We start from the raw sequence: 21,696 nt of genomic DNA, 5'->3' as shown, positions 1-21,696 counted from the left end.
TGCTGGCGGTCAATCGGGGACTGGATCGTTCAAGCGTTGAATCGTTCAAGCGTTAGATCGGTCAGGCTGCCATGGCCTCGCACTGCGCCTTGCCGAACAGCAGCCGCTGGCGCATGGCGCCCACCGGGGCGCCGCTCTGGATCAGGTCGAAGTACCAGGGGCCGTCCTGCACGTCGCCGTACAGTACCGCCCCGACCAGCCGCCCGCCTTGCAGCACCAGCCGCTTGTACATGCCGCGGCGCGGATCGCGCATGACGAGATCCTCGCTGCCTTCGCCGCCGATGAAGTCGCCGGCGGAGTAAAGATCCACGCCAGTCACTTTGAGCTTGGTGGCCGTGGCCTGCTGCACATAGCGGCGATGCCCGGCGCCGGCCAGGTGCGCGGCGGCCACGCGCGCCTGTTCCCAGATCGGCGCGACCAGCCCGAAGGTGGCCTGCCGGTGCTGCACGCATTCGCCCACGGCGTACACGCGCGGATCGAAGGTCTGCAAGGTGTCGTCCACCACGATGGCGCGCTCGCAGCGCAACCCGGCCTGCTGGGCCAGTTCGATATTGGGGCGTACGCCGGCGGTCATCACCACCAGGTCGGCGGGGATCCGGGTACCGTCTTTAAAGCATACGCCGGTCACGCGGTCTTCCCCAAGGATGCCGCTGGTATTGGCATTGAGCAGGAAGCGCAGGCCCTTGCGCTCCAGCGCCTGCTTGAGCAACGCGGCGGCGGGCTTGTCGAGCTGGCGCTCCATCAGGCTGTCGGCCACGTGCACTACGCTGACCTCCATGCCCTGGCGCATCAGGCCGTTGGCGGCTTCCAGGCCGAGCAGGCCCCCGCCGATCACCACGGCGTGGCGATGGTTGCGGGCCGCTGCCAGCATGGTTTCCACGTCCTGGATGTCGCGAAAGGCGATCACGCCATCAAGCTGGTGGCCCGGCACGGGGATGATGAACGGCTTGGAGCCGGTCGCCAGCAGCAGGCGGTCGTAACCCACTTCCCGCCCGGACTGCGAGCGCACCAGCCGGCGGCGGCGGTCGATCGCCACCACCGGATCGCCGGCCAGCAGTTCGATGCCGTTCTGCTTGTACCAGTCGCGGGTGTTGAGCATGATGTCCGCGACCGTCTTCTCGCCTGCCAGCACCGGCGAGAGCAGGATGCGGTTGTAATTGCCGTGCGGCTCGGCGCCGAACACGGTGATGTCATAGAGGTCGGGCGCGAGCTTGAGCAACTCCTCGACCGTACGCATGCCGGCCATGCCGTTGCCGACCACCACCAGGCGGGGTTTGGGGGGCGTGGTCATGCGGCCACCCAGACTTTGCCGTCATAGACGCGGGCCGGATACGCCGCGATGGAGTGCTCGGGCGCTTCCAGGCATTCGCCGGTCTGCAGGTCGAAGTGATGCTTGTAGATCGGCGACGCCACCACGATGCGCTCGCCCAGGCTGCCCACCAGGCCGCGCGACAGCACGGCGGCGTTGGAATTGGGATCGTAATTGGAGATGGCGAACACCTGGTCGCCGTTGCCGCCCTGATCGTCGCTGTGGCCGGGGCCGACCCGGAACACGGCGATCTGCGCCTTGTCCACCAGTGCGCACACGCCGGTATTGGGCACGATGTCGCGCAGGCTGCAAACGGCGGTCCAGGCTTCGGTATGGTGAGTGTGGCTCATGATGTCTTCCTTGGGCGTTGGCGCGAGATGTTGGGTCGGGACGGTTCAGGCTGCCTTGACGATCACGGGGATCTGCTCAAGCCGGGATTTATGCAAGTTCCGTTCCTCCGGCGTGGCCGGGCGGATCTGGCCGCGCTCTTCCATAAAGACCAGGTTGTCGTCGCGCATGTCGCTGTTGACGAAGTGGCGGAATCGCTTGCGGGTTTCCGGGTTGGTCACGGCGGCCTTCCATTCGTCTTCGTAGGTGTCCACCACATGCTGCATCTGCGCTTCCAGTTCGGCGCCGATGCCCAGGCTGTCTTCCAGCACCACGGCCTTGAGGTAGTCCAGGCCGCCTTCGAGGTTGTCGCGCCACACGCTGGTGCGTTGCAGGCGGTCGGCGGTACGCACGTAGAACATCAGGAAGCGGTCCACGTAGCGCAGCAGGGTTTCGCGGTCCAGGTCGCTGGCCAGCAGTTCGGCGTGGCGGGGCTTCATGCCGCCGTTGCCGCACACGTACAGGTTCCAGCCGCGTTCCGTGGCGATGATGCCCACGTCCTTGCCCTGGGCTTCGGCGCACTCGCGGGTGCAGCCGGAAACACCAAACTTGATCTTGTGCGGCGCGCGCAGGCCCTTGTAGCGGTTTTCGATCTCGACGGCCAGGCCGACCGAGTCGTCCACGCCGTAACGGCACCAGGTGGAGCCCACGCACGATTTCACGGTGCGCAGGGACTTGCCGTAGGCATGGCCGGACTCGAAGCCGGCGGCGATCAGTTCTTCCCAGATCATCGGCAGCTCTTCCACGCGGGCGCCGAACATGTCGACCCGGGCGCCGCCCGTGATCTTGGTGTAGAGGCCGTACTTCTTGGCTACCTGGCCCACCGCGATCAGGCCGTCGGGCGTGACTTCGCCGCCCGGCATGCGCGGCACCACGGAGTAGGTGCCGTCCTTCTGGATATTGCCCAGGAAGTAATCGTTCGAGTCCTGCAGGCTGGCGTGCTCTTCCTTGAGCACGAACTCGTTCCAGCAGGAGGCGAGGATGCTCGCCACGGTCGGCTTGCAGACGTCGCAGCCCAGGCCCTTGCCATGCGCCGCCAGCAGATCGCCGAAGGTCTTGAAGCCGCCCACGCGGACCAGGTGGTAAAGCTCCTGGCGCGAGTAGGCGAAGTGTTCGCACAGGTGGTTGTTGACCGCCAGGCCTTGCTTCTTCATCTCGGCCTTCATCACCTGCGTGACCAGCGGTACGCAGCCGCCGCAGGTGCTGCCGGCCTTGGTGCAGCGCTTCAGCTCGCCGATGGTGGTGGCGCCATCGCAGACGGCAGCGCAGATATCACCCTTGGAAACGTTGTTGCACGAGCAGATCTGCGCGGACTCCGGCAACGCGTCGGCGCCCAGACCTGGCTTGGCCTGACCATCGGAGGACGGCAGGATCAGGAATTCCGGCGACTCGGGCAACTCGATCTTGTTAAGCATCATCTGCAGCAGGGTGCCGTATTCCTCGGCATCGCCCACCAGCACGCCGCCCAGCAGGTACTTGCCGCATTCGGAAACCACCAGCTTCTTGTAGACCTGCTTGCGCTCGTCGGTGAACTGGTAGGAACGGCTGCCGGGTGCGTTGCCGTGCGGATCGCCCAGGCTGGCCACGTCCACGCCCATCAGCTTGAGCTTGGTGCTCATGTCGGCGCCGGAGAACTCGGCCTGGTGGCCCAGCAGGTGCTTGGCGGCCACGCGGGCCATTTCATAGCCGGGGGCGACCAGACCGTAGATCTTGCCGTCCCACAGCGCGCATTCGCCGATGGCGTAAACGTCGGGGTCCGAGGTCAGGCACTGGTTGTCCACCGTGATGCCGCCGCGCTCGCCAATGGCCAGACCGCTGGCGCGGGCCAGTTCGTCGCGCGGGCGGATGCCGGCGGAGAACACGATCATGTCGGTGTCGAGGTGGCTGCCATCGGCAAAGTTCATGCGGTGGGTGCCGTCTTCGCCGTCGACGATTTCCACGGTGTTCTTGCGGGTGTGCGCGGTGACGCCGAGTTCTTCGATCTTCCGGCGCAGCATGGCGCCGCCGCCGTCGTCCACCTGTACCGCCATCAGGCGCGGGGCGAATTCCACCACATGGGTTTGCAGGCCCATGTCGCGCAGCGCCTTGGCGCATTCCAGGCCCAGCAGGCCGCCGCCGATGACCACCCCGGTCTTCGAGCGCGCACCGCACTCCTGCATGGCTTCCAGGTCTTCGATGGTGCGGTAGACGAAGCAATCCTTGCGGTCCTTGCCCGGCAGCGGCGGCACGAAGGGGTAGGAGCCGGTGGCGATGATCAGCTTGTCGTAGGACAGCGTCTCGCCGGTGGAAACCGTCACCGTCCTGGCGGCGCGGTCAATGCCGGTGGCGCGGGCGTTCAGGCGCAGCAGCATGTTGCTGCGCTCGAAGAAGCCGGCTTCCACCAGCGAGAGTTCCTCGGCGGACTTGCCGGCGAAGAATTCGGATAGATGCACGCGGTCATAGGCCGGGCGCGCTTCCTCGCACAGCACGGTGACTTCGATATCTTGCGAGCCTGCCTCGGCCAGGCATTCCAGGAATTTGTGGCCGACCATGCCGTGGCCGATGATGATCAGTTTCATGATGATTTCCTTGTTCTGTGAGGCCGCTGTGCTTGTACTTTTTAGGAGAATCGTTGCGTCGGTACGGCTCAGGAGCCGGAGCCGGCGAGGGCGTTGTCGAACAGCGCCTGCTCGCTGGCCTTGTGCTCGGCCGAGAAACGCACGGCGATGGCGCACAGGGCCGAGACGATGGCCACCGCGCCCAGCACGGTCAGCGTTTGCTGCAGGTTGCCCAGGCCTTTCATCAGGAAGCCGGCCGCCACCGCGCCCACATTGCCGCCGGCACCGATGATCCCGGCCACGCCGCCGAGCGCCTTGCGATCGATAAAGGGCACCAGCGCGTAGGTGGCGCCGCAGGCCATGTGGGTGAACAGGCCGAAGGCCAGCATGGCAACGATGGCCGCCGCGACGCTATGCGCCTGGGCGAACCACAGCAGGCCCAGGCCTTCGCCCAGGATCAGCGCGAACAGCAGCGTGGAGCGTGCGTCCAGGCCGCGGCGCAGCGCTGCCTTGTCCGACAGCCAGCCGCCAAGGGCGCGGGCGAACAGGGCGAGCAGGCCGAAGCTGGCGGCGGCCAGGCCGGCGCTGCTGAGCGACAGGCCGAAGCGATCCACGTAATAGGTGGCGGCCACGTTGTGGATGAAGATCTCCACGCCGAAGCAGGCGCCGTAGGTGATGAACAGCATCCACACACGGTAGTTGGCGGCAGCGGCGACAAAGCTGGCCCAGCCGCCTTTCTTGCCGCTGTCGATGGCGATGCCGCGAGCGCGCAGGTCCTTGAAGTCGCCTTGCGGGCAGTCTTGCGTGAAGCGCCAGTAGACCACCGCCATGATCAGCATCAGCACGCCCGGCACCAGCAACGCCAGGCGCCAGCCCATGGTGTGGCTCACGCCCAGCATCAGGACGCCGCCCAGCAGCAGCGGCATCAGCGCCTGCGCGGCGCCGCCGCCGGCATTGCCCCAGCCAGCCGCAGCCGCGTTTGCGGTGCCCACCACGTTGGGGGCGAACATGACGGAGGTGTGGTACTGCGTGATGACGAAGCTGGCACCCACCGCGCCGATCAGCAGGCGGAAGAACAGGAAGGCTTCGTAGCTCTGCGCCATCGCCACGCCCAGCACGGGAATCGCGCCCAGCGCGAGCAGGCCGGTATAGGCGCGGCGGGGGCCGAAGCGGTCGCACAGCGGGCCGATGGCCAGGCGCACGAGGATGGTCACCGCGACTGCGGCGATATTGATATTGGCAATCTGGTCGGGGGTCAGGCCGAACTCGCCCTTGAGGACGGGCATCAGCGGCGCGCAAGCGAACCACGCGAAGAAGCATACGAAGAACGCCATCCACGTCAGGTGGAAGGCACGCATCTGCGGGGTGCGCAGGCTTAGCAGTTCGATGCGGGTGGCTTTGCCGGTCATCATGGCTCCATAAAAACAAATGGCGTCCCGCGAGCCGGTCATAAGACCGGGTCAGGGGACGCCGTTGTCCTGGTGGCAGCGGTGAAGACCGCTGCTACCCTGTGTGGGGTGAGCGGGCCGCCGTTGGTCCGCTCGGGTCTTGTTACGCAAGCGGTGTGCCAGGGCGGTTTGTGATGGATGCAGGGGGTTTTGCGCTGCGAGGGCGCGTCAGGCGGGTACCGGATGCGCCGAGGTGGGGCGGGGCGGCACGGTCATGGTGCAGTGCAATGGGCGGGGCGGTGCGTGGGGATGGTGCAGGGGATGGGCGGCTTGAGGCCGTCCAGGCTCATTTCAGCGCTGGAGCAGGGCGATGCGGCCCCTGCGCGGTGCGCCAAATGATGTTCCAGTCGCCCGACGGTGTTTTACATCATGTGATGTTTGGCCCTCACTCCCCGCTTTTGCAGGCACCGCTGTCAATCCGAGGCCGAATGACACACCGCCTCCACGCGATTGCCCGCCGGATCGAAGAGAAATGCTGCGTAGTATTCGCTATGGTAGTCAGGCCGGAGGCCCGGATCGCCATCCGAACGTGCCCCGGCGGCGATGCCTGCCGCGAAGAATTCGTCCACTTGTCGGCGGGACGCGGCCTTGAAGCACCAGTGCCGCTTGTTTGCTTCGATCCTGCCCGGGTCCAGAGAGACCGCAACGCACGTCGATACCGTATCGCCGGACGTGCAGCGCTCGCCGTAGCCAAGCGCATCAGGGCGGTCATAGACCTTCCTTGCCCCCAACGCTCGCATGACCGAGTCGTAGAACGGACGCGCTGCGGCCAGGTCGGGCACGCCTATCGAAGCATGATCGAGAAGTTGCATTGATGTTTGCTCCAGTCAGTCCTCGGGCGGTTATTTTAGCCACCCCCCCGTGAATTGCTGGCAATCGTTTTTTGAGGCGTCGCCAGTCACGAATCCTCCTCGGTTATCCTGGTGCCCGTGAGCAGATCAGGAAGTTTCAATGCCGAGAATGGAGGCGTGCCATGCACCTCAATCCCGACCACTACTTGCAGACCGATGCTGGCCGGGGTTTACAGCCGAGCGCAACGCCGCGGCCTGGGAGCGGTTGTATATAGATTTGTCCACGGCGATCAAAGGCCGCCCGCGACGAATCGTCATGGTCTTTGGCGTGCAGGGGGCGGGAAAGTCTACGTGGACCAAAAAATGCCTCTCCGAGCCCGACGATACCGTCTACGTCGATTCAACATTCGCAACTGCTACCCGCCGCTCAGTGAACTGCCGCTGGATCGGACGGCTGCAACCGGCTGTGGATTCAACCGGCCGCTAACCTTTCATCTAGCGAAGGTGAGATAAACCGAACAATCCGCCGTTGGCTAGCTGGATTCGGTGCAAATGAAGTGCATCCTCATGGCCGGGCGTTGACTGACCATTTCCTGCCATTTGTTTCTCTATTGACAGAAATTACTGGCATAACTAACCTATCAGGCATGGACCTGACATCAATTGCCGAACGATGCATCCTCCATTGGAGGACGAAATGGGCTGACGCCGGGTAAGAGCCAGGAGCGACATCATGCGGGTCGTTGTATTAGGTGGGCTAGGCAACTTTGGCGCGCGAATCTGCAGAAGCCTGTCAGAAGACGAAAGTCATGAGATTATTGCTGCCGGACGGCATGCCACCCAATCCGCAAGCACGATCACAGTGAACTGTGCGTCTGTCCGTACCGCGCAAATCGACATCCAGGCCGACGACTTTCCGGACAAGCTTGCGAAGCTGCAACCAGAGCTCGTGATACATTGCGCCGGACCGTTCCAGGGGCAGGACTACCGCGTTGCCGAATCGGCTTGTGCCGTCGGCGCGCATTATGTGGACCTCTCCGACGGCAGGCGTTTCGTCGCGAACTTCGCACAATGCCTTGATACCAGAGCGCGCGCAGCAGAAGTCTGTGCGATTAGCGGTGCCAGCAGCGTGCCTGCCCTGTCCTCCGCGGTCACAGACATGCTTGCCGCGCGCTACTCCCGCGTCGACAGCATCAGCATGGCAATCGCGCCAGGTCAGCAGGCGCCCAGGGGCACGGCGACGCTCAAGGCCGTCTTCAGCTATGCTGGCTCGCCGATCGGTCGCCTGAAGGAAGGCGTTTGGCAAGCCGCGCACGGCTGGCAAGACCTACGCGTGCTCAGATTTCCCGGACTGGGAACCCGTTGGGCGGCGGCATGCGATGTCCCGGACCTCGAACTGTTCCCGCTACGCTACCCCAGTGTCCGCACTGTGGAGTTTCACGCCGCGCTTGAGCTGCGAATCCAGCATATGGCGTTGTGGCTGGCGGCTGCAATGCGCAGGCGCGGGATGCGGATTCCACTGGAGCGGAGTGCGCCCTGGCTCAATCGGGTTTCCATCAGCCTCCTTGATCGATTCGGCAGCGAAAACGGCGGCATGCTGGTAAGGGTCACCGGAACCCGCCTCGATGGCACCGCGGGCGAGTCTGAGTGGCATTTGTGCGCGCCGGACAGAAGCGGTCCGGAAATACCCTGCATGGCAGCTATCCTTGTCGCGCGAAAAATCCTTGCAGGGAAACTCACTGCGCGCGGTGCCTTCGCTTGCACCGGGTTTCTTCACCTCTCGGAATTTGGACCGCTGTTTCAGCGGTGGGGAATCCGAACGACCATCGAGGAGTCCTGAAAATGGCTCAGCGTCGCATGGTGCTGACGATGCCGGCATCGGCCGCCGCAGCATTCGAGGCTTTTCACAATCACGAGAAGCGGCTGTTATGGGACACCTTGTTGTCGGTGGCATATGTGGAAGGCGGAGGCACCCATCCCTACGTCGGAGCGGTAACGACGAACCTTGGCTGCGGCTGGAAGAGACTCCTTGGAATGCGAACGCGATTTGTCAGCTATGCTCCGCCCAGCATTGCAGCAGCGGTCATCGTTGCTCCCACTGGTCCTTTCGCGTTTTGGGCTGCGTCGATGCGGCACCGCGATCTTGCGGATGGCATGTCGGAGCTCACTTACACATTCAATATCAGGCTACGGCCTCAATTTCTTGGTCGGGTTCTGGATCCTGTCGCCGCGCGGATATTCGAACTGGAAACGCGCCGTCGTTTTGCGGCAATGGCTAGTTACTTGCGGCGACAACGCAAACCAGATGACGGAGCATGTTGAGCGAAGCCAATTCGACTGTGCAGATGGCCGCAGGTTGGACTTTCTTTGTTCGGGCCAGCATTCCGCTGCCTGCAAGAAAATCTAATTCGGTCCGCGAAAACGCTGACTACGGGCGACTTCGTCTTCCGGTACGCTCATGGATGATTGCCAGTTCGCTCCGCCGACAGCGGCGCGAGTCCACTTGGTCGGCATACCTATGGGGTATCCACCGAAGATGGGGCTTCTTCTGTGAGGTCTTGCGGCACGGAGACGGCAGCCAGGAAGCGCTTCAGGACGACAATTGAAGCGGGTCGATTGATGAGGCGTGACCAGGTTCGATAGTGGCGCTGCCGTTAAGTAAATGTACGATCGCGAACAAACGAATGGAATCTTTCATGAGAGCAACACTAACCTCCGCCTGCGCCATATGCGCCACCCTCGCCACGCTTGGCACCGCGCAATCGCAGCCTGCGGCGACGCACCCCGGTGGCGCCCCTGTTCCCGTTACGGTCGACAACTTCATCCGTGCGGAGACCGATATGTATGTCGGGGGACTTGCCAGGCAGGGCGGTGTGGGCAAGCTGCTTCATCGCCGCGAGCCTGCGTCGATCGACCATCAGACGGTGATCCGCCTCAATCGCGACACCCTCTATTCGTCCGGCGTCTTTGACCTTGACGCCGGCCCTGTGACCATCACCCTGCCGGACCCGGGCAAGCGCTTCATGTCCATGCAGGTCATCAATGAGGACCACTACGTGCCGAACGTGTTTTACGGCGCGGGCACCCATACCCTGACTCGCGAGAACGTCGGCACGCGCTACGTGGTCACCGCGATCCGCACACTCGTCGACCCCAGCAGCCCGAACGACATCAAGCAAGTACACGCCCTGCAGGACGCCATCAAGGTCAGCCAGAAAGCGCCTGGCAAGCTCGAGACGCCCAACTGGGATCCGGTCAGCCAGAAGAAAGTCCGCGATGCCCTCCTGGTACTGTCTTCGACGATGCCGGACTTCAAGAAGGCGTTCGGCACGAAGGAGGAGGTCGATCCGGTACGGCGCCTGATCGGCACAGCGGCAGCCTGGGGCGGCAATCCCGACAAGGACGCCACCTATCTCAACATCACCCCCGCCAGGAATGACGGCGGGACCGTCTATCAGCTCAATGTCAAGGATGTCCCAGTAGATGCGTTCTGGTCGGTGAGCGTCTACAACGCCGAGGGCTACTTCCAGAAGAATCCCGCCAGCGCCTATACGATCAACAACCTCACGGCGAAGAAAGGCAGCGATGGTTCGATCCCGATCCAGTTCGGCGGCTGCGACACGCAGGTGCCCAACTGCGTGCCGATTGTCGCTGGCTGGAACTACACGGTGCGCCTGTACCGGCCTCGCGCGGAGATTCTCTCGGGTGCCTGGACCTTCCCCGAGCCCCGGCCGGTCAACTGAGCTGGCAGCTTGACTATCGGCTCTACCGAAGGCGACAGCGGCTCGTCGACCTGGGCAGCCGCTTGATCCGTGCAGCTAAAGCGGAATGAATCGAATCGGCGATGTCTTTGACCGGTTTTGCGAGCAGACCGGGATTCAGTGGTACTACGCGAACATCTACAGGAATCTCGACAATCCCGAGGACGAAACGCTGTTGGACTGGTGGCTGAAGGATTGACGGCCGGCGCTGCTGACCGGGCCGCTTTCCCCCGCGCCCGGTGCCAAGGCCTATGCCCGCGCTGCTGGCGTTTCCAGGGATTTGACGTCAGCCGCAGACTCTGCCTGCCGGCTGGCGCGCGAAATCTCGATATCGTTGGGCCGCACCAGCTGGTCCGCGTCATCCACCAGCGCGGCACGCACCTGACGCCGCTCCGGGCGGGTGTGCAACTCCACCGGCCCCTTGCCGCTGGCGGCCATGTGACGATCGCCCCACTGCATCAGTCCAATGATCACCGGCAGCAACTCCACCGCAGCGCGCGTGGGCCGGTATTCAAATCGTTCGCGCTCGCCGGGTTCCCGATAGCTCACCTTGCGCAGGATGCCTGCCTCGGTCAGCGTCTTAAGCCTTGCGGACAGCACGGCGGGGGAGCATTGCAGGCGCTCCAGGAATTCGTCGAAGCGCCGGACGCCGTGGAAGACGTCGCGCAAGATCAGGATCGTCCACTTCTCTCCAATCAGCGAGAGGGTCGCGGCAATCGAGCAGTTGCGGAGTTCTTGGGCAGTGAGATCCATGGATTCAGCATAGCAGGCTAACTTCATTTGCAATAGTCAGGGTATTGCCTATACTCCTGGCTATGAAATATGAAGTCAGGAGCCGTACATGCAACCCATCCACCACCTCAGCCTGGCCGGCCAAGCCCGCCCGTCCGTGAGCGGCCCGCACGCAGCGTGCCCGGAATGCGCGGAAACCTGGCTGCTGAGCGGCGGTGAACGGGTGGTGGTTCGCGCGGTGCGCGCAGGCGATGCGGAGCGGGAGCGGGCCTTTGTCCAGGCCTTGTCGCGCGAGAGCAGGTACTACCGCTTCCTGACCGGCGGACGCGTGTCGGACGAGGTGATCGACCTGTTCCTCGACAATGAAGCCGGCCTGGCGCTGGTGGTCACGGCGGAAGCGGACGGGGTGCCGGTGATCGTCGCCAATGGCAACTACGTGGTGACGGGTGACGCGGTTGGCGAGTTCGCCGTGGCGGTGGCCGACGACTGGCAGGGCAAGGGCATCGGCCGCCGGCTGATCCAGCGCCTGCGGGATGCCGCCATTGGCGCCGGGCTGCGCCTGCTGCGCGGCGACGTGCTGAGCGAAAACCGCCGCATGCTGGCGCTGATGCGCGAGTTCGGTTTCTCCGCCCGGCGCAATCCGGAGGACGTCCTGCTCTATGAGGTGCGCCTGGCGCTAAGCGGGCAGGCTGTCGGCGAGCCGCGGGCGGCGGTGGCCTGATCTAGGCCTCGGCGGTGGCGCGCTTGCGCGAGCCCGCCGTCAGTGTGCAGCCGATCGAAGCTGTGATGATGCTGGCAATGGCCAGCCATTGCTGCGCGTTCAAGGTCTCATGCAGGAACGCCAGCCCGGCGAGCGCGCCCATGGCCGGTTCCATGCTGAGCAGGATGCCGAAAGTCCGGCGCGGCAACCGCTTGAGCGCCACCATCTCCAGCGAATAGGGGATGGCGCTGGAGAGCAGGCCCACGGCCAGTCCGGCCAGCAGCAGCGAGGGGCTGAACATGGCGGTGCCGGCATGCGCCAGCCCGAAGGGCAGCACCACCAGCGATGCCATGGTCAGCCCCAGCGAAGTGGCCTGCCCGCCGTGCGCGTTGCCGGCCATCTGCCCGAAGATGATGTACAGCGCCCAGCCCACGCCCGCTGCCAGCGCGTAGCCAATGCCGACGGGGTCCAGGTTGGCCACGTTCTGCCCGAGCGGCAACAGCAGCAGCAGGCCCGCCACGGCGAAGGCGATCCAGAGGAAGTCGATGGCCCGCCGCGACGACGATACCGCGACCGCCAGCGGCCCGGTGAACTCGATGGCGATCGCCAGCCCGAGCGGGACGGTGCGCAGCGACATATAGAACAGCAGGTTGGTGGCGCCCAGCGCGGCGCCGTATAGCGCGATCACGCGCGCATTGGCCAGGCTCAGCGGCATTCGCCAGGGCCGCCACACGCACAGCAGGATCAACGCCGAAAAGCTGACCCGCAGCGCCGTGGTGCCCTGCGCGCCCACGGCGGTGAACAGGCTCTTGGCAAACGACGTGCCGATGCAAAGCGAAGCCATCGACCCGATCAGCGCCAGCACGGCGATCAGGGTGGCACTCTGTTTCAGGCGGTTCAGCGGCAATTGCGACTCTCAGGCGTTCAAGCGTGCCAACGAGCGGGCGGGCGAGGGCGATCCCTGCCGCCGGCCCGCGTCGTTGGGGTTGGGGGGAATGGCCGCCCGTACGCTACGGCGGGCGGCGAGCCCGCATCTTGAACGATCTTGGGCCCGCTGGCTAGGCGGCTCTGCACCGGGACGGGGCATCCGTCCCGCACCCGAAATCCCACTGCTCCAATCGTGCCGCGTAGCGTTCGCCCGCGGCCGCCAGCGCATCGCTGCCCAGCTTGCCGGCCTCGAACAGCAGGAAGGGCTCCGTCCACGGCAGGCCGCAGCGATGCGCGGTTGCCTGCAAGGGACGCAACAGTTCCGCAAGCGGGAAGAGGTTCACGCCGGCAGGCGTATAAGCGTGCGGCACATTGCCGGCGGTAGCCGCCACCAGCAGGGGCTTGCCTTCGAGCGCGCGGCCTTCGGTGTCGTAGGCGAGATAGAACATGCGGGTCAGCACGGCATCCTGCCAGGCCTTGAGCAGCGAGGGCGTGGCGTACCACTGGACCGGGAACTGGAACACGATGCGGTCCGCGTTGCGCAGCCGGCGCACCTCGGCGTCCACGTCGATGGCGCCGTCCGGGTAGCAGGCGTAGAGGTCGGCGATTTCCACGCCGGGGACCGTGGCGGCGGCAGCGCATAAGGCGCGATTGGCCTTGGAATGGGCAAAGCGGGGGTGGAACAGGAGAATCAGGGTCTTGGGCATGGTTGGCTCCGGTTGGTCCTGCCGTGGCGATGCAGTGGCGATGCAGTGGCCATGCCGCAAGAATGGCGCCCGGAGTGAAATTACTCCAATGGATAGTTTGTATGTTTTATTATCCGTTTCATGAATTTACGCGCGATCGATCTCAACCTGCTGACGGTGCTGGATGCGTTGCTCGACGAGGCTCACGTCTCGCGGGCCGCCCAGCGCGTTGGCCTGTCCCAGCCAGCTGCCTCCAGCGCATTGGAGCGTTGCCGCCACCTGTTCAAGGACCGTTTGCTGGAGCGTGCTCCCGGCGGCATGCAACTGACGCCCAGGGCGCAGGCCTTGCGGGCGCCGCTGAAGCAGGCGCTGGCGTCGGTGGCCGCGGTGATCGGCGCGCCGGAGGTGGATCTGGCGAGCTTGTCGCAGACCGTGCGCGTGCGCATGGCGGACCATCCCGCCGTGCTGGTGGCGAGGCAGTTGCATCGTCAGCTGGCCGCGAGCGCGCCGGGCCTGAACCTGGTGCTCCAGCCCTGGCAGGGCGCGGACGCCGCGCTTGAATCCCTGGCGCGGGGCGACAGCGACCTGGCCGTATCGGTGTTTCCCGCGCCGGGCACGGATTTCCGGTGTCGCCCGTTATTGCGCGAGCACTATGTGGTAGCCATGCGCGCCGGCCATCCGGCCGCCGCCGGCTTCAGCCTGGCTCGCTGGCTGGACTTTCCGCACGTGCTGGTATCCGGCCGTGGCGAGAGCCGCACGCCGCTGGACGATGCGCTGGCCGCGCTGGGCCTGTCGCGGCGCGTCGGCATGGTGGTGCCGAGTTTCATGATGGTGCCGCCGCTGCTGGCGGATTCCGACCTGATCGCCATGCTGCCCAGCCGCTGCCTGCCGGCGGGTCCCGCACAAGCGCTGGCAACCTTCGCGCCGCCTGTGGCGGTGGAGGGGTTTGCCCTCCACCTGGCCTGGCATATCCGCCGCGACGACGATGTGGCCGTGCGGCATGTGGCGGTCCTGATCGAAAACCTGCTGGCGGCGTAGCGCTCGCTTAGTAGTTGAGCCCGATGTTGAGCATGACCGTGCGGGGATTGCCCACCGGCAGCACATTGTTGTTGAGACCGCCGGCGTAGTACGCCTTGTCGAATACGTTCTTGACGTTGAGCGCGGCCTTCCAGTGCGATGCCGCGTAGCCCACGGCAAGGTCCGCCACCGCATAGCCGGGCACCGTGTAGTTGAAGCTGTAGCCGCGCTTGGCGCTCTCGGCGCGCATGCCGGCGCCGGCATACCAGCCCGCCAGCGCCCCGCGGAAATGCTTGGTGCCCCACAGGGAAACGCTATGCCGCGGCACATTGTTGAGCGGTTGGCCCACATTGGCCGCGACCGTGTCTTCCGTCACCTCGCTGGCGATATAGGCATAGGCGCCGGCCAGGCTCCAGCCGCCGCCGAGATCGGCGGTCAGCTCGGCCTCCAGCCCGCGCGTGCGCTGCTCGCCCGTGGCAATGCTGAAGCCGGTGTTGACCGGGTCGGAGCTCAGTACGTTGCGCCGTGTCAGGTCGAATGCCGCCAGCGTCAGCAGTCCGCTCTTGTTGGGCAGGTCGAACTTGATGCCAAGCTCGGCCTGCCGGCCGGTCTCGGGCTTGAAGGTGCCGCCGTTGACGTCGGTGCCGCTGTTCGGCAGGAAGGAGGTGGCGTAGCTGATATAGGGGCGCGCCCAGGTGGTCAGGTCGAACATCAGGCCAGCGTTGCCGGTGACAGCGCGCGCGGTGTCTTCCGTGCGTGCGCCGAGCAGGCGGTCGGTACTGCCGGTGCGGGCCGTGTCGTGGCGCAGGCCGGCCGTCAGCAGCCAGCGCCCGGCAAACCGCATCTGGTCGCGCACGTAGAATCCGAGCGCGCTGACGTTGTCTTCAGCGCTCAGGCTATAGGCGCTGGGGCAATTGACGGCCGCGCCATAGACCGGCCGGTAGACGTTCAGCGCCGCGACCTTGCAGGTGCGCTGCAGTCGGCTCTCGGTGCTGCGGTTGTAGTCCACGCCCAGCGTGATCTCGTGTTGCGTGCCGGTCAGGTCGAAGCGCCGCTGCAGGTTGGTATCCACGCCGATGGTGGTGCCGGAGAAGTCCTGCTGCGTGCCGCTGCGGTTCAGCAACTGGCTGTTGACAGCCATGGTCCCGGCCGAGACCAGCGTGCCGGTCAGCGACAGCGTCTGCCAGCGGAAATTCTGGTTCAGCGTCCAGCCGGAATCGAAGCGGTGGGTCAGCGCATAGCCCAGCCGGTTCTGTTCACCGTCGTACGGGGCCAGTCCGGGCTCGCCGATAAAGCGGCTGTTGGGCAGGGTGCCGTTGCGGTTGGCGGTCAGCGTGCCGTTCACGGGCAAGCCTTGCTGGCGCACGTATTGCCGCTCGTTATGGCTCGCCAGCAGGGTCAGGTCGGTGCGCGCGCCAAGGTCCAGCGACAGCGACGGCGCGATATAGCGGTTGCGGTAGTACACGTAGTCGGTCGGGTCGTCGCTGTTCATCGCCAGGGCGTTTACGCGCAGCGCGGCCTTGCCGTTTTCCGACAAGGGCGTGCCGACGTCCGCCGTGACCTGGCGCAGGCCGTAGTTGCCGACCGTGAGCCCCAGTTCGCCGAACAGTTCGGGCCTGGGGCGCTTGCTGACGATGTTGACCATGCCGCCCGGCTGCACCTTGCCGAACAGCACCGAGGCAGGGCCTTTCAGCACTTCCACGCGCTCGGCGCCAAACAGTTCCTGCGCCACGCGGTTGTTGCTCTCGACCAGCAGGCCATCGACGAACACGGATTCCGACGCGCGCTGGCCACGGATGATGAAGTCGTCCCAGCCGCGCCGGCCGTAGACGTTGGTGACCACGCCGGCGGAATTGCCCAGTGCGTCGCCCAGGGTTTGCGCCTGCTGGCTGTCCATCAGGTCGCGCGTGATGATGGTGATCGATTGCGCGCTGTCTGCCGCCGAGGTGCCGGACTTCGTCACGCTCGCCGCCCTGCGCGTGGCAAAACCGGTATCGGTGCGCGGATCTTCGGCGGCGCTGACGGTGACGGATGGCAAGGTGGGCACGGCGTCCGTGGCGGTCTGCGCCATGGCGGGGGAGAGCAGGCAACCCAGGGTAACGGGGGCAATCAGTTGGCGAGAGAGCATCGTACTGCGGGAGTGGCTAAAGCGGCGAATTGTAAATGATAATGATTATCGTTTGTAAGATTCTGCAACGTTTCCGGACAGGGTTGTCCAGTGGCGTCCGGCCCGCCTGCCAGGGGGTGGGCATCCCGAATGTGCAGGGCCGGGTTTCCAGGCGAAGGCCGGCGGTCTATGGTGACTAGGAGGCTGGAGAGGGCGCGCGGAGCCGGTGCCGGTCCGGCCAGGGCCTGCCCTTGGCATCTCGCTCTCTGTCTGTCTCTATCCGTTACCCGACGACACAGGAGAACACCATGGATTCGTCAGCATCCCCGCGCCGCATCGTGATCACGGGCGCAGCCGGTGCGCTAGGCCGGGCCGTCACCCAGGCGTTCGCGGACGAGGGGGCCCGGTTAGCCCTGATCGACCGGGGCGTGGACGCCCTGCGGGCACAACCACCGGTGCCCGAGGCCGCCGACTGGCATTTGCTGCTGGCGGCCGACGTGACCTCGCCGGACAGCATGGCGGTGGCGGCACGCACCATCCTCGATGCGTTTGGGGGTATCGACGTACTGGTGCACGTGGCTGGCGGCTTCGAGATGGGAGAGTCCGTCCATGCGCTCAGCCGGGAGTCCTGGATGCGGATGATGGATCTCAACGCCTGGTCGCTGGTTGCCGTCACGCAGCACCTGGTGCCCGCCATGCTTGCCCAGGGCGCAGGCAAGGTGGTGGCGGTCACGGCGCGCGGCGCGGCCAGCGGGGCCGCCGCGATGGGGGCCTATTGCGCGTCCAAGAGCGCGCTGCAGCGTCTGGTGGAAAGCCTGTCGCACGAGGTGCGCAGGGGCGGCGTCAACGTCAACAGCATCGCGCCGAGCATCCTCGACACCCATGCCAACCGCGCGGCCATGCCGGCCGCCGACCCGAGCGACTGGGTCTCGACCGCGGCGGCGGCGCGCGCCATTGCCTTCCTCGCCTCGGACGCCGCGCAGGCTATCCATGGACAGCACCTGGTGCTGGACGGGTTGAGTTGATCCGCGGCCGGCACGTGGGCCGGCGCGGTGCGAGGCTTGCCACAGGGGTTCCCTTGACCCGGCAGGCGCAAGGCCTGCCCGGGACATTGCGTCCATGTCGCGCAGGTAGTCGTTCTTCGCCGCGATTGGCGCTTGACGTGTACATGGCATGGGAAGTGGATCCGGGAGAACCCCGGTGAGGACGCAAGCGGAGAACCATTTCGATGCTAGGGTAAATCCTAGGCACGTTTTCCCAAGAGCTGGGAATCGCAGTTTTGATATTCGGGAAAACGCGCGCATGCTCTCGTCCCATGCAGATCGAAACCGACGCCCCCGAAACCAACTACCCCGCCGCTGGCGCGGATCGCGTGCTGTTCGTGCTCGCCGCCTTGGCCCAGCAGGGCAAGCCGATGACCGTGCGCGAACTGGGCGCTGCCACCGGCTTGCCCAAGAGCACGCTGTATCGCCAACTGGTGCTGCTCAAGAAATGGGGCTTCGTGCTGGAGTCGGACGGACGATATGCGCCCGGTCCGATCAGCCTGCAGCTGGCGCTTGGCTTTGACATGGCCTCGCACCTCGCGCGCGAAGCGCAGCCGGAAATGCAATGGCTGGCACAGCAATCCGGCGAGAGCGTAGGGCTGGTGGTGGCGGCCAAGGATCAGGCGGTTTGCCTGGAAATGATTGAGAGCCGGCAGTCGCTGCGTTGCTCATTTGAAAAGGGGCGCGGCGTGCCATTGCGAGCGGGGGCGTCGGCAAAGTCCCTGCTTGCGTTCATGCACGAGGACGCACGCCGGCGCATCGTGCTTGGCCTGCCCGATATGGACGCCATGCAGGCAGAGCAATTGCTGGACGAACTTGCTGGCATCGAGCGGGCCGGCTATGCAGTCAGCCAGGGCGAGGTGGATGCCGGCGTATGGGGCGTCAGCGTGCCGGTGTTCCGCCGGCGCGAGAAGACAGCGGCGGTCGGCTCCATCACGCTGATGGCGCCGGCCACCCGCACGCAGGGGCGCGAGCCGCTCCTGATCGAGATGACGAGGTCGGCCGCAGGAAGAGTCTCGGCCGGACTCCAGGCCTTCTAGTACCCGGCACCCTGGCGCCCGGTACCGAATACGCAATAACCAGTACCAAATCCAATACCTACGAGAGGAGCGACTGATGAATCTTCGACGCAAATGCCTGCTTATTGGCCTGATGGGCCTCAGCCTGGCCACCGGCCTGGCGCGAGCCCAGGACAATGCAGTCCTGCGGGTGGCCACTGATGCCACCTTCCCGCCAATGGAATTCGTCGAGAACGGCAAGCGCACGGGCTTCGATGTCGAGTTGGTCGAAGCGCTCGCCAAGACGATGGGCAAGCGCGTCGAATGGACCGACATCGATTTCAAGGGGCTGATCCCCGGCCTGATCTCGCGCCGCTTCGATATGGCGGTGTCCGGCATCTACATTACCGAGGAACGCCGCAAGGTGGTGGATTTCACCGATCCCTACTACACCGGAGGCCTGGTCGCGCTGGTTAAAACTGGCAATACCGCCATCAATACCCCGGCGGATCTCAATGGCAAGAAGGTAAGCGTGCAGGTCGGTACCAAGTCAGTCAATTTCCTGCGCGAGAACTATCCGCAGGTCCAGCGCGTGGAAGTCGAAAAGAACCAGGAAATGTTCAACCTGGTCGAGATTGGCCGCGCGGATGCGGCAGTGACCGGCAAGCCCGCCGCAATGCAATATGTCAAGGCGCGCGGCGGTATGCGCGTGGTCGAGAAAGCCCTGACCACCGAGGAGTACGGCATGGCGGTGCGCAAGGATACGCCGGAGCTGACGCGCGCGGTGAATGCCGCCCTGGCCAAGCTCAAGGCCGATGGCACCTATGCGCAGTTGATCCAGAAATGGTTCGGCGCCGCGCATAAGTAAGGCGGGAAGACATCATGGAACTGGACTTCTCGCCGGTCTGGGCCGGCTGGCCCGACCTGGTGCGCGGCGCCGTGGTCACGGTCGAGGTGACAGCCTGCGCGCTGGTGCTCGGGTGCGTGATGGGCTTGCTGGTTGGCATCGGCCGGCTCGATCCGCGGCGCCGCGTCGTGTATGGCATCTGTACCGCCTACGTGACCGCGATTCGTGGCACGCCCTTGCTGGTGCAACTGTTCTTGCTGTTCTTCGGGCTGCCGCAATTTGACATCCTGCTACCGGCATTCGTTTGCGGCGTGATCGGCCTGGGCATCTATTCCGGCGCCTATGTCTCCGAGATTGTGCGGGGCGCGATCCAGTCTGTCGACAAGGGTCAGATGGAAGCCGCGCGTTCCATCGGCATGTCGTCAGGCCAGGCGATGCGCGCGGTGATCCTGCCGCAAGCGATCGTGCGCATGATTCCGCCGCTAGGCAATGAGTTCATCGCATTGATCAAGAACTCCGCACTGGTATCGCTGCTGACCATTCACGACGTGATGCACGAAGGGCAGAAGATCATCAGTGTGTCCTACCGCTCGCTGGAGGTGTACCTGGCGATCGCGTTGGTCTATCTGCTGCTGACTAGCGCCGCGGGATTGTTCCTGCGGCACATGGAGCGACGGCTGCGTATGGGAGGCATGGTGCAATGAGCGATTCCGCAATCATCCGGATCCGCAATCTGGGCAAATCCTTCGGCGACCATACGGTACTGAGGGGCATCGATTTCGATGTGGAGCCGTCGCAAGTGGTGGTTGTGATCGGGCCCAGCGGCTCGGGCAAAAGCACGTTCCTGCGCTGCTGCAACGGCCTGGAGCAGGCTGAGAGCGGCACCATCGAGATCTGTGGCACCAGGCTGCTCGATCAGGGGCAGCTGATCGCCGACCCTGAACTGAACCGCTTGCGCACGGAAGTCGGGATGGTGTTCCAGTCCTTCAATCTGTTTCCCCACCTGTCCGTGCTGCACAATGTCACGCTCGGTCCTCGCATGCTGCGCGGCGCCTCGCGCGACGACGCCGAGCGCGAGGCGATGGCGCTGCTGGAGAAAGTGGGCCTGGCACATAAAGCGCACGCCATGCCGGCCAGCCTCTCGGGCGGGCAGAAACAGCGCGTGGCCATTGCGCGCGCGCTCGCCATGGCGCCGCGTGTGATGCTGTTCGACGAGCCCACCTCCGCGCTCGATCCCGAACTGGTGGGCGAGGTCCTGCAAGTGATGAAGGTGTTGGCCGCCGAAGGCATGACGATGGTGGTGGTCACGCACGAGATGGGCTTTGCCCGCGAGGTCGCCGATGTCGTGGTGGTGATGGACGGCGGCGGCATCATCGAAGCCGGTCCGCCGTCCGTCATCTTCTCCGCGCCCACGCAGGAGCGCACGCGCGGTTTCCTGCAAGCCGTGCTGACGCGGCAATGAGCATGGCAATGACAGAGTCTCTTTGGCAGGGCCGTACCGACGCCGGCGAGCGTGGCGATACCAGGCGCTTGTTCCATGTTGTGCGCGCCGCGGGCGCGCCGCTGCCGGCCGGATCGCCGGTGCTGGTTGGGTTCGCCTGCGATGCCGGCGTGCTGCGCAACCAAGGCCGCGCCGGCGCGGCGCAGGGGCCGGATGCAATCCGCCGCGCCCTGGCCAATGTGCCGGCGCACGGACTGCCGGCCTTGTACGATGCCGGCAACGTGATCTGCGAAGACGATGCACTGGAAGCCGCCCAGGAACGCCTGGCGGGGGCGGTCCGTGCCGTGCTGGATGGCGGCGGCTTGCCGCTGGTGCTGGGCGGCGGCCACGAAGTCGCCTGGGGCAGCTGGCAGGGGTTGCGGGCGCATCTGGATGCCGCCGGCGACGACGGCCGCCTGCTGATCGTGAATATCGACGCACACTTCGACTTGCGTACCAGCCGGCCAGCAAGTTCCGGAACGCCGTTCGACCAGATCGCGTGCGAGAGTGCGCGCCGCGGGCAGCCGTTCGACTATGTCTGCCTGGGCGTGAGCCGTCTCGCCAATACCCCGGCCCTGTTTGCCCGGGCCGACGAACTGGGCGTGTCTTACGTCGAGGATGTCGACTTGCAGGAACGGCATCTCGATGCTCGCCTGGCCGCGTTGAGGGAGCGCATGGCCCTGGCCGGGCATGTCTATCTCACCATCGATCTGGATGCGCTGCCGGCCGCCGTCATGCCAGGCGTCTCGGCGCCTGCTGCCTTTGGCGTGCCGCTGGCGGTAGTCGAGGCGCTGGTGGGCGAGGTGCGGCGCAGCGGCAAGTTGCGCGTGGCCGACCTGGCCGAGTACAACCCCAACTACGACCGCGATCATCAGGGCGCGCGGGTGGCGGCACGGCTGGCGTACCGGCTGCTGGCCTGAGGCGGG

Annotated in this window: 21 protein-coding genes; 12 read left to right on the top strand and 9 right to left on the bottom strand. The window is 65.3% G+C overall.

The window, feature by feature from the left end:
* Positions 1-61 precede the first annotated feature (61 nt).
* The 5 genes from AC1DS6_RS16335 to AC1DS6_RS16315 form a co-directional block, all read right to left on the bottom strand.
* The gene (locus tag AC1DS6_RS16335) at positions 62-1,291 is read right to left on the bottom strand and encodes an NAD(P)/FAD-dependent oxidoreductase (protein ID WP_428178847.1); all 1,230 of its coding nucleotides are present in this window, start codon (positions 1,289-1,291) and stop codon (positions 62-64) included.
* Positions 1,288-1,659: a nitrite reductase small subunit NirD gene (nirD, locus tag AC1DS6_RS16330; RefSeq protein WP_045236818.1), complete on the bottom strand. Its 372-nt coding sequence runs from the start codon at positions 1,657-1,659 to the stop codon at positions 1,288-1,290. The genes AC1DS6_RS16335 and nirD overlap by 4 nt, the downstream gene beginning before the upstream one ends.
* A 45-nt stretch (positions 1,660-1,704) precedes the next feature.
* On the bottom strand, positions 1,705-4,254 hold the full coding sequence (nirB, locus tag AC1DS6_RS16325; protein ID WP_441629483.1) for a nitrite reductase large subunit NirB: 2,550 nt from the start codon (positions 4,252-4,254) through the stop codon (positions 1,705-1,707).
* 68 nt (positions 4,255-4,322) lie between these two features.
* A complete protein-coding gene (locus tag AC1DS6_RS16320) occupies positions 4,323-5,642 on the bottom strand; it encodes an MFS transporter (protein ID WP_276287139.1) in 1,320 nt (439 codons plus the stop codon).
* Positions 5,643-6,094: 452 nt separating this feature from the next.
* Positions 6,095-6,493 (bottom strand): VOC family protein, encoded by a 399-nt coding sequence (locus tag AC1DS6_RS16315; protein WP_441629482.1) that lies wholly within the window; start codon positions 6,491-6,493, stop codon positions 6,095-6,097.
* Between the two features lie 712 nt (positions 6,494-7,205).
* Between AC1DS6_RS16315 and AC1DS6_RS16310 the strand changes: the two genes are divergently transcribed.
* The 4 genes from AC1DS6_RS16310 to AC1DS6_RS16295 all read left to right on the top strand — a co-directional run bounded on the left by AC1DS6_RS16310 (position 7,206) and on the right by AC1DS6_RS16295 (position 10,432).
* Positions 7,206-8,312 (top strand): saccharopine dehydrogenase family protein, encoded by a 1,107-nt coding sequence (locus tag AC1DS6_RS16310; RefSeq protein ID WP_441629481.1) that lies wholly within the window; start codon positions 7,206-7,208, stop codon positions 8,310-8,312.
* Between the two features lie 2 nt (positions 8,313-8,314).
* Positions 8,315-8,794, top strand: coding sequence for an SRPBCC family protein (locus AC1DS6_RS16305; protein ID WP_441629480.1), 480 nt, complete (start codon positions 8,315-8,317; stop codon positions 8,792-8,794).
* Between the two features lie 374 nt (positions 8,795-9,168).
* Complete coding sequence (locus tag AC1DS6_RS16300) at positions 9,169-10,215, top strand: DUF1254 domain-containing protein (RefSeq protein ID WP_441629479.1); 1,047 nt, start codon at positions 9,169-9,171, stop codon at positions 10,213-10,215.
* Positions 10,216-10,300: 85 nt separating this feature from the next.
* A complete protein-coding gene (locus AC1DS6_RS16295; RefSeq protein ID WP_441629478.1) occupies positions 10,301-10,432 on the top strand; it encodes a hypothetical protein in 132 nt (43 codons plus the stop codon).
* A gap of 50 nt (positions 10,433-10,482) precedes the next feature.
* On the opposite strand, the gene AC1DS6_RS16290 is transcribed toward AC1DS6_RS16295, so the two are convergent.
* Positions 10,483-10,986 carry a winged helix-turn-helix transcriptional regulator gene (locus AC1DS6_RS16290; protein WP_441629477.1) on the bottom strand — a complete coding sequence of 168 codons (504 nt, stop codon included), beginning with the start codon at positions 10,984-10,986 and terminating at the stop codon, positions 10,483-10,485.
* Between the two features lie 88 nt (positions 10,987-11,074).
* On the opposite strand from AC1DS6_RS16290, the gene AC1DS6_RS16285 reads away from it, so the two are divergent.
* Entirely contained in the window at positions 11,075-11,686 is a 612-nt protein-coding gene (locus AC1DS6_RS16285) for a GNAT family N-acetyltransferase (protein ID WP_441629476.1), read from the top strand.
* 1 nt (position 11,687) lies between these two features.
* Here AC1DS6_RS16285 and AC1DS6_RS16280 read toward each other — a convergent pair whose 3' ends face one another.
* Both AC1DS6_RS16280 and AC1DS6_RS16275 read right to left on the bottom strand, forming a co-directional pair.
* Complete coding sequence (locus AC1DS6_RS16280; RefSeq protein WP_477102734.1) at positions 11,688-12,572, bottom strand: EamA family transporter; 885 nt, start codon at positions 12,570-12,572, stop codon at positions 11,688-11,690.
* Between the two features lie 151 nt (positions 12,573-12,723).
* Positions 12,724-13,299, bottom strand: a complete 576-nt coding sequence (locus AC1DS6_RS16275; RefSeq protein ID WP_441629474.1) for an NAD(P)H-dependent oxidoreductase — start codon at positions 13,297-13,299, stop codon at positions 12,724-12,726.
* Between the two features lie 120 nt (positions 13,300-13,419).
* Between AC1DS6_RS16275 and AC1DS6_RS16270 the strand changes: the two genes are divergently transcribed.
* Positions 13,420-14,316 (top strand): LysR substrate-binding domain-containing protein, encoded by an 897-nt coding sequence (locus tag AC1DS6_RS16270; RefSeq protein WP_441629473.1) that lies wholly within the window; start codon positions 13,420-13,422, stop codon positions 14,314-14,316.
* A gap of 7 nt (positions 14,317-14,323) precedes the next feature.
* Here AC1DS6_RS16270 and AC1DS6_RS16265 read toward each other — a convergent pair whose 3' ends face one another.
* Positions 14,324-16,423 carry a TonB-dependent siderophore receptor gene (locus AC1DS6_RS16265; RefSeq protein ID WP_477102733.1) on the bottom strand — a complete coding sequence of 700 codons (2,100 nt, stop codon included), beginning with the start codon at positions 16,421-16,423 and terminating at the stop codon, positions 14,324-14,326.
* Between the two features lie 287 nt (positions 16,424-16,710).
* Here AC1DS6_RS16265 and AC1DS6_RS16260 point away from each other — a divergent pair, with 287 nt between their 5' ends.
* The 6 genes from AC1DS6_RS16260 (at position 16,711) to hutG (ending at position 21,690) form a co-directional block, all read left to right on the top strand.
* Positions 16,711-17,427 (top strand): SDR family NAD(P)-dependent oxidoreductase, encoded by a 717-nt coding sequence (locus AC1DS6_RS16260; RefSeq protein ID WP_441629471.1) that lies wholly within the window; start codon positions 16,711-16,713, stop codon positions 17,425-17,427.
* Positions 17,428-17,717: 290 nt separating this feature from the next.
* Positions 17,718-18,485: an IclR family transcriptional regulator gene (locus tag AC1DS6_RS16255; RefSeq protein WP_477102732.1), complete on the top strand. Its 768-nt coding sequence runs from the start codon at positions 17,718-17,720 to the stop codon at positions 18,483-18,485.
* Between the two features lie 76 nt (positions 18,486-18,561).
* Positions 18,562-19,311, top strand: a complete 750-nt coding sequence (locus AC1DS6_RS16250) for a glutamine ABC transporter substrate-binding protein (protein WP_441629469.1) — start codon at positions 18,562-18,564, stop codon at positions 19,309-19,311.
* Between the two features lie 14 nt (positions 19,312-19,325).
* The gene (locus AC1DS6_RS16245; protein ID WP_477102731.1) at positions 19,326-19,994 is read left to right on the top strand and encodes an amino acid ABC transporter permease; all 669 of its coding nucleotides are present in this window, start codon (positions 19,326-19,328) and stop codon (positions 19,992-19,994) included.
* Positions 19,991-20,752 carry an amino acid ABC transporter ATP-binding protein gene (locus tag AC1DS6_RS16240; protein WP_477102730.1) on the top strand — a complete coding sequence of 254 codons (762 nt, stop codon included), beginning with the start codon at positions 19,991-19,993 and terminating at the stop codon, positions 20,750-20,752. Before AC1DS6_RS16245 ends, AC1DS6_RS16240 begins: the two co-directional genes overlap by 4 nt.
* Positions 20,749-21,690 carry a formimidoylglutamase gene (gene hutG / locus AC1DS6_RS16235; RefSeq protein ID WP_477102729.1) on the top strand — a complete coding sequence of 314 codons (942 nt, stop codon included), beginning with the start codon at positions 20,749-20,751 and terminating at the stop codon, positions 21,688-21,690. The genes AC1DS6_RS16240 and hutG overlap by 4 nt, the downstream gene beginning before the upstream one ends.
* The last annotated feature ends 6 nt before the right edge of the window (positions 21,691-21,696 follow it).

Source organism: Cupriavidus sp. 05L310 (genome assembly GCF_056398185.1).
Note: the sequence above shows the minus strand (reverse complement) of the source record. Positions and strands in the feature narration are given on the sequence as shown.

Bases quoted from the DNA above. Each gene is read 5' to 3' on its own strand.
- AC1DS6_RS16275 (WP_441629474.1), bottom strand. From the start codon at position 13,299: ATGCCCAAGACCCTGATTCTCCTGTTCCACCCCCGCTTTGCCCATTCC.
- AC1DS6_RS16310 (WP_441629481.1), top strand. From the start codon at position 7,206: ATGCGGGTCGTTGTATTAGGTGGGCTAGGCAACTTTGGCGCGCGAATC.
- AC1DS6_RS16335 (WP_428178847.1), bottom strand. From the start codon at position 1,291: ATGACCACGCCCCCCAAACCCCGCCTGGTGGTGGTCGGCAACGGCATG.
- AC1DS6_RS16265 (WP_477102733.1), bottom strand. From the start codon at position 16,423: ATGCTCTCTCGCCAACTGATTGCCCCCGTTACCCTGGGTTGCCTGCTC.
- AC1DS6_RS16290 (WP_441629477.1), bottom strand. From the start codon at position 10,986: ATGGATCTCACTGCCCAAGAACTCCGCAACTGCTCGATTGCCGCGACC.
- AC1DS6_RS16250 (WP_441629469.1), top strand. From the start codon at position 18,562: ATGAATCTTCGACGCAAATGCCTGCTTATTGGCCTGATGGGCCTCAGC.
- nirB (WP_441629483.1), bottom strand. From the start codon at position 4,254: ATGAAACTGATCATCATCGGCCACGGCATGGTCGGCCACAAATTCCTG.
- AC1DS6_RS16285 (WP_441629476.1), top strand. From the start codon at position 11,075: ATGCAACCCATCCACCACCTCAGCCTGGCCGGCCAAGCCCGCCCGTCC.
- AC1DS6_RS16255 (WP_477102732.1), top strand. From the start codon at position 17,718: ATGCAGATCGAAACCGACGCCCCCGAAACCAACTACCCCGCCGCTGGC.
- AC1DS6_RS16305 (WP_441629480.1), top strand. From the start codon at position 8,315: ATGGCTCAGCGTCGCATGGTGCTGACGATGCCGGCATCGGCCGCCGCA.
- AC1DS6_RS16270 (WP_441629473.1), top strand. From the start codon at position 13,420: ATGAATTTACGCGCGATCGATCTCAACCTGCTGACGGTGCTGGATGCG.
- AC1DS6_RS16295 (WP_441629478.1), top strand. From the start codon at position 10,301: ATGAATCGAATCGGCGATGTCTTTGACCGGTTTTGCGAGCAGACCGGG.
- nirD (WP_045236818.1), bottom strand. From the start codon at position 1,659: ATGAGCCACACTCACCATACCGAAGCCTGGACCGCCGTTTGCAGCCTG.
- AC1DS6_RS16300 (WP_441629479.1), top strand. From the start codon at position 9,169: ATGAGAGCAACACTAACCTCCGCCTGCGCCATATGCGCCACCCTCGCC.
- hutG (WP_477102729.1), top strand. From the start codon at position 20,749: ATGAGCATGGCAATGACAGAGTCTCTTTGGCAGGGCCGTACCGACGCC.
- AC1DS6_RS16315 (WP_441629482.1), bottom strand. From the start codon at position 6,493: ATGCAACTTCTCGATCATGCTTCGATAGGCGTGCCCGACCTGGCCGCA.
- AC1DS6_RS16260 (WP_441629471.1), top strand. From the start codon at position 16,711: ATGGATTCGTCAGCATCCCCGCGCCGCATCGTGATCACGGGCGCAGCC.
- AC1DS6_RS16245 (WP_477102731.1), top strand. From the start codon at position 19,326: ATGGAACTGGACTTCTCGCCGGTCTGGGCCGGCTGGCCCGACCTGGTG.
- AC1DS6_RS16240 (WP_477102730.1), top strand. From the start codon at position 19,991: ATGAGCGATTCCGCAATCATCCGGATCCGCAATCTGGGCAAATCCTTC.
- AC1DS6_RS16320 (WP_276287139.1), bottom strand. From the start codon at position 5,642: ATGACCGGCAAAGCCACCCGCATCGAACTGCTAAGCCTGCGCACCCCG.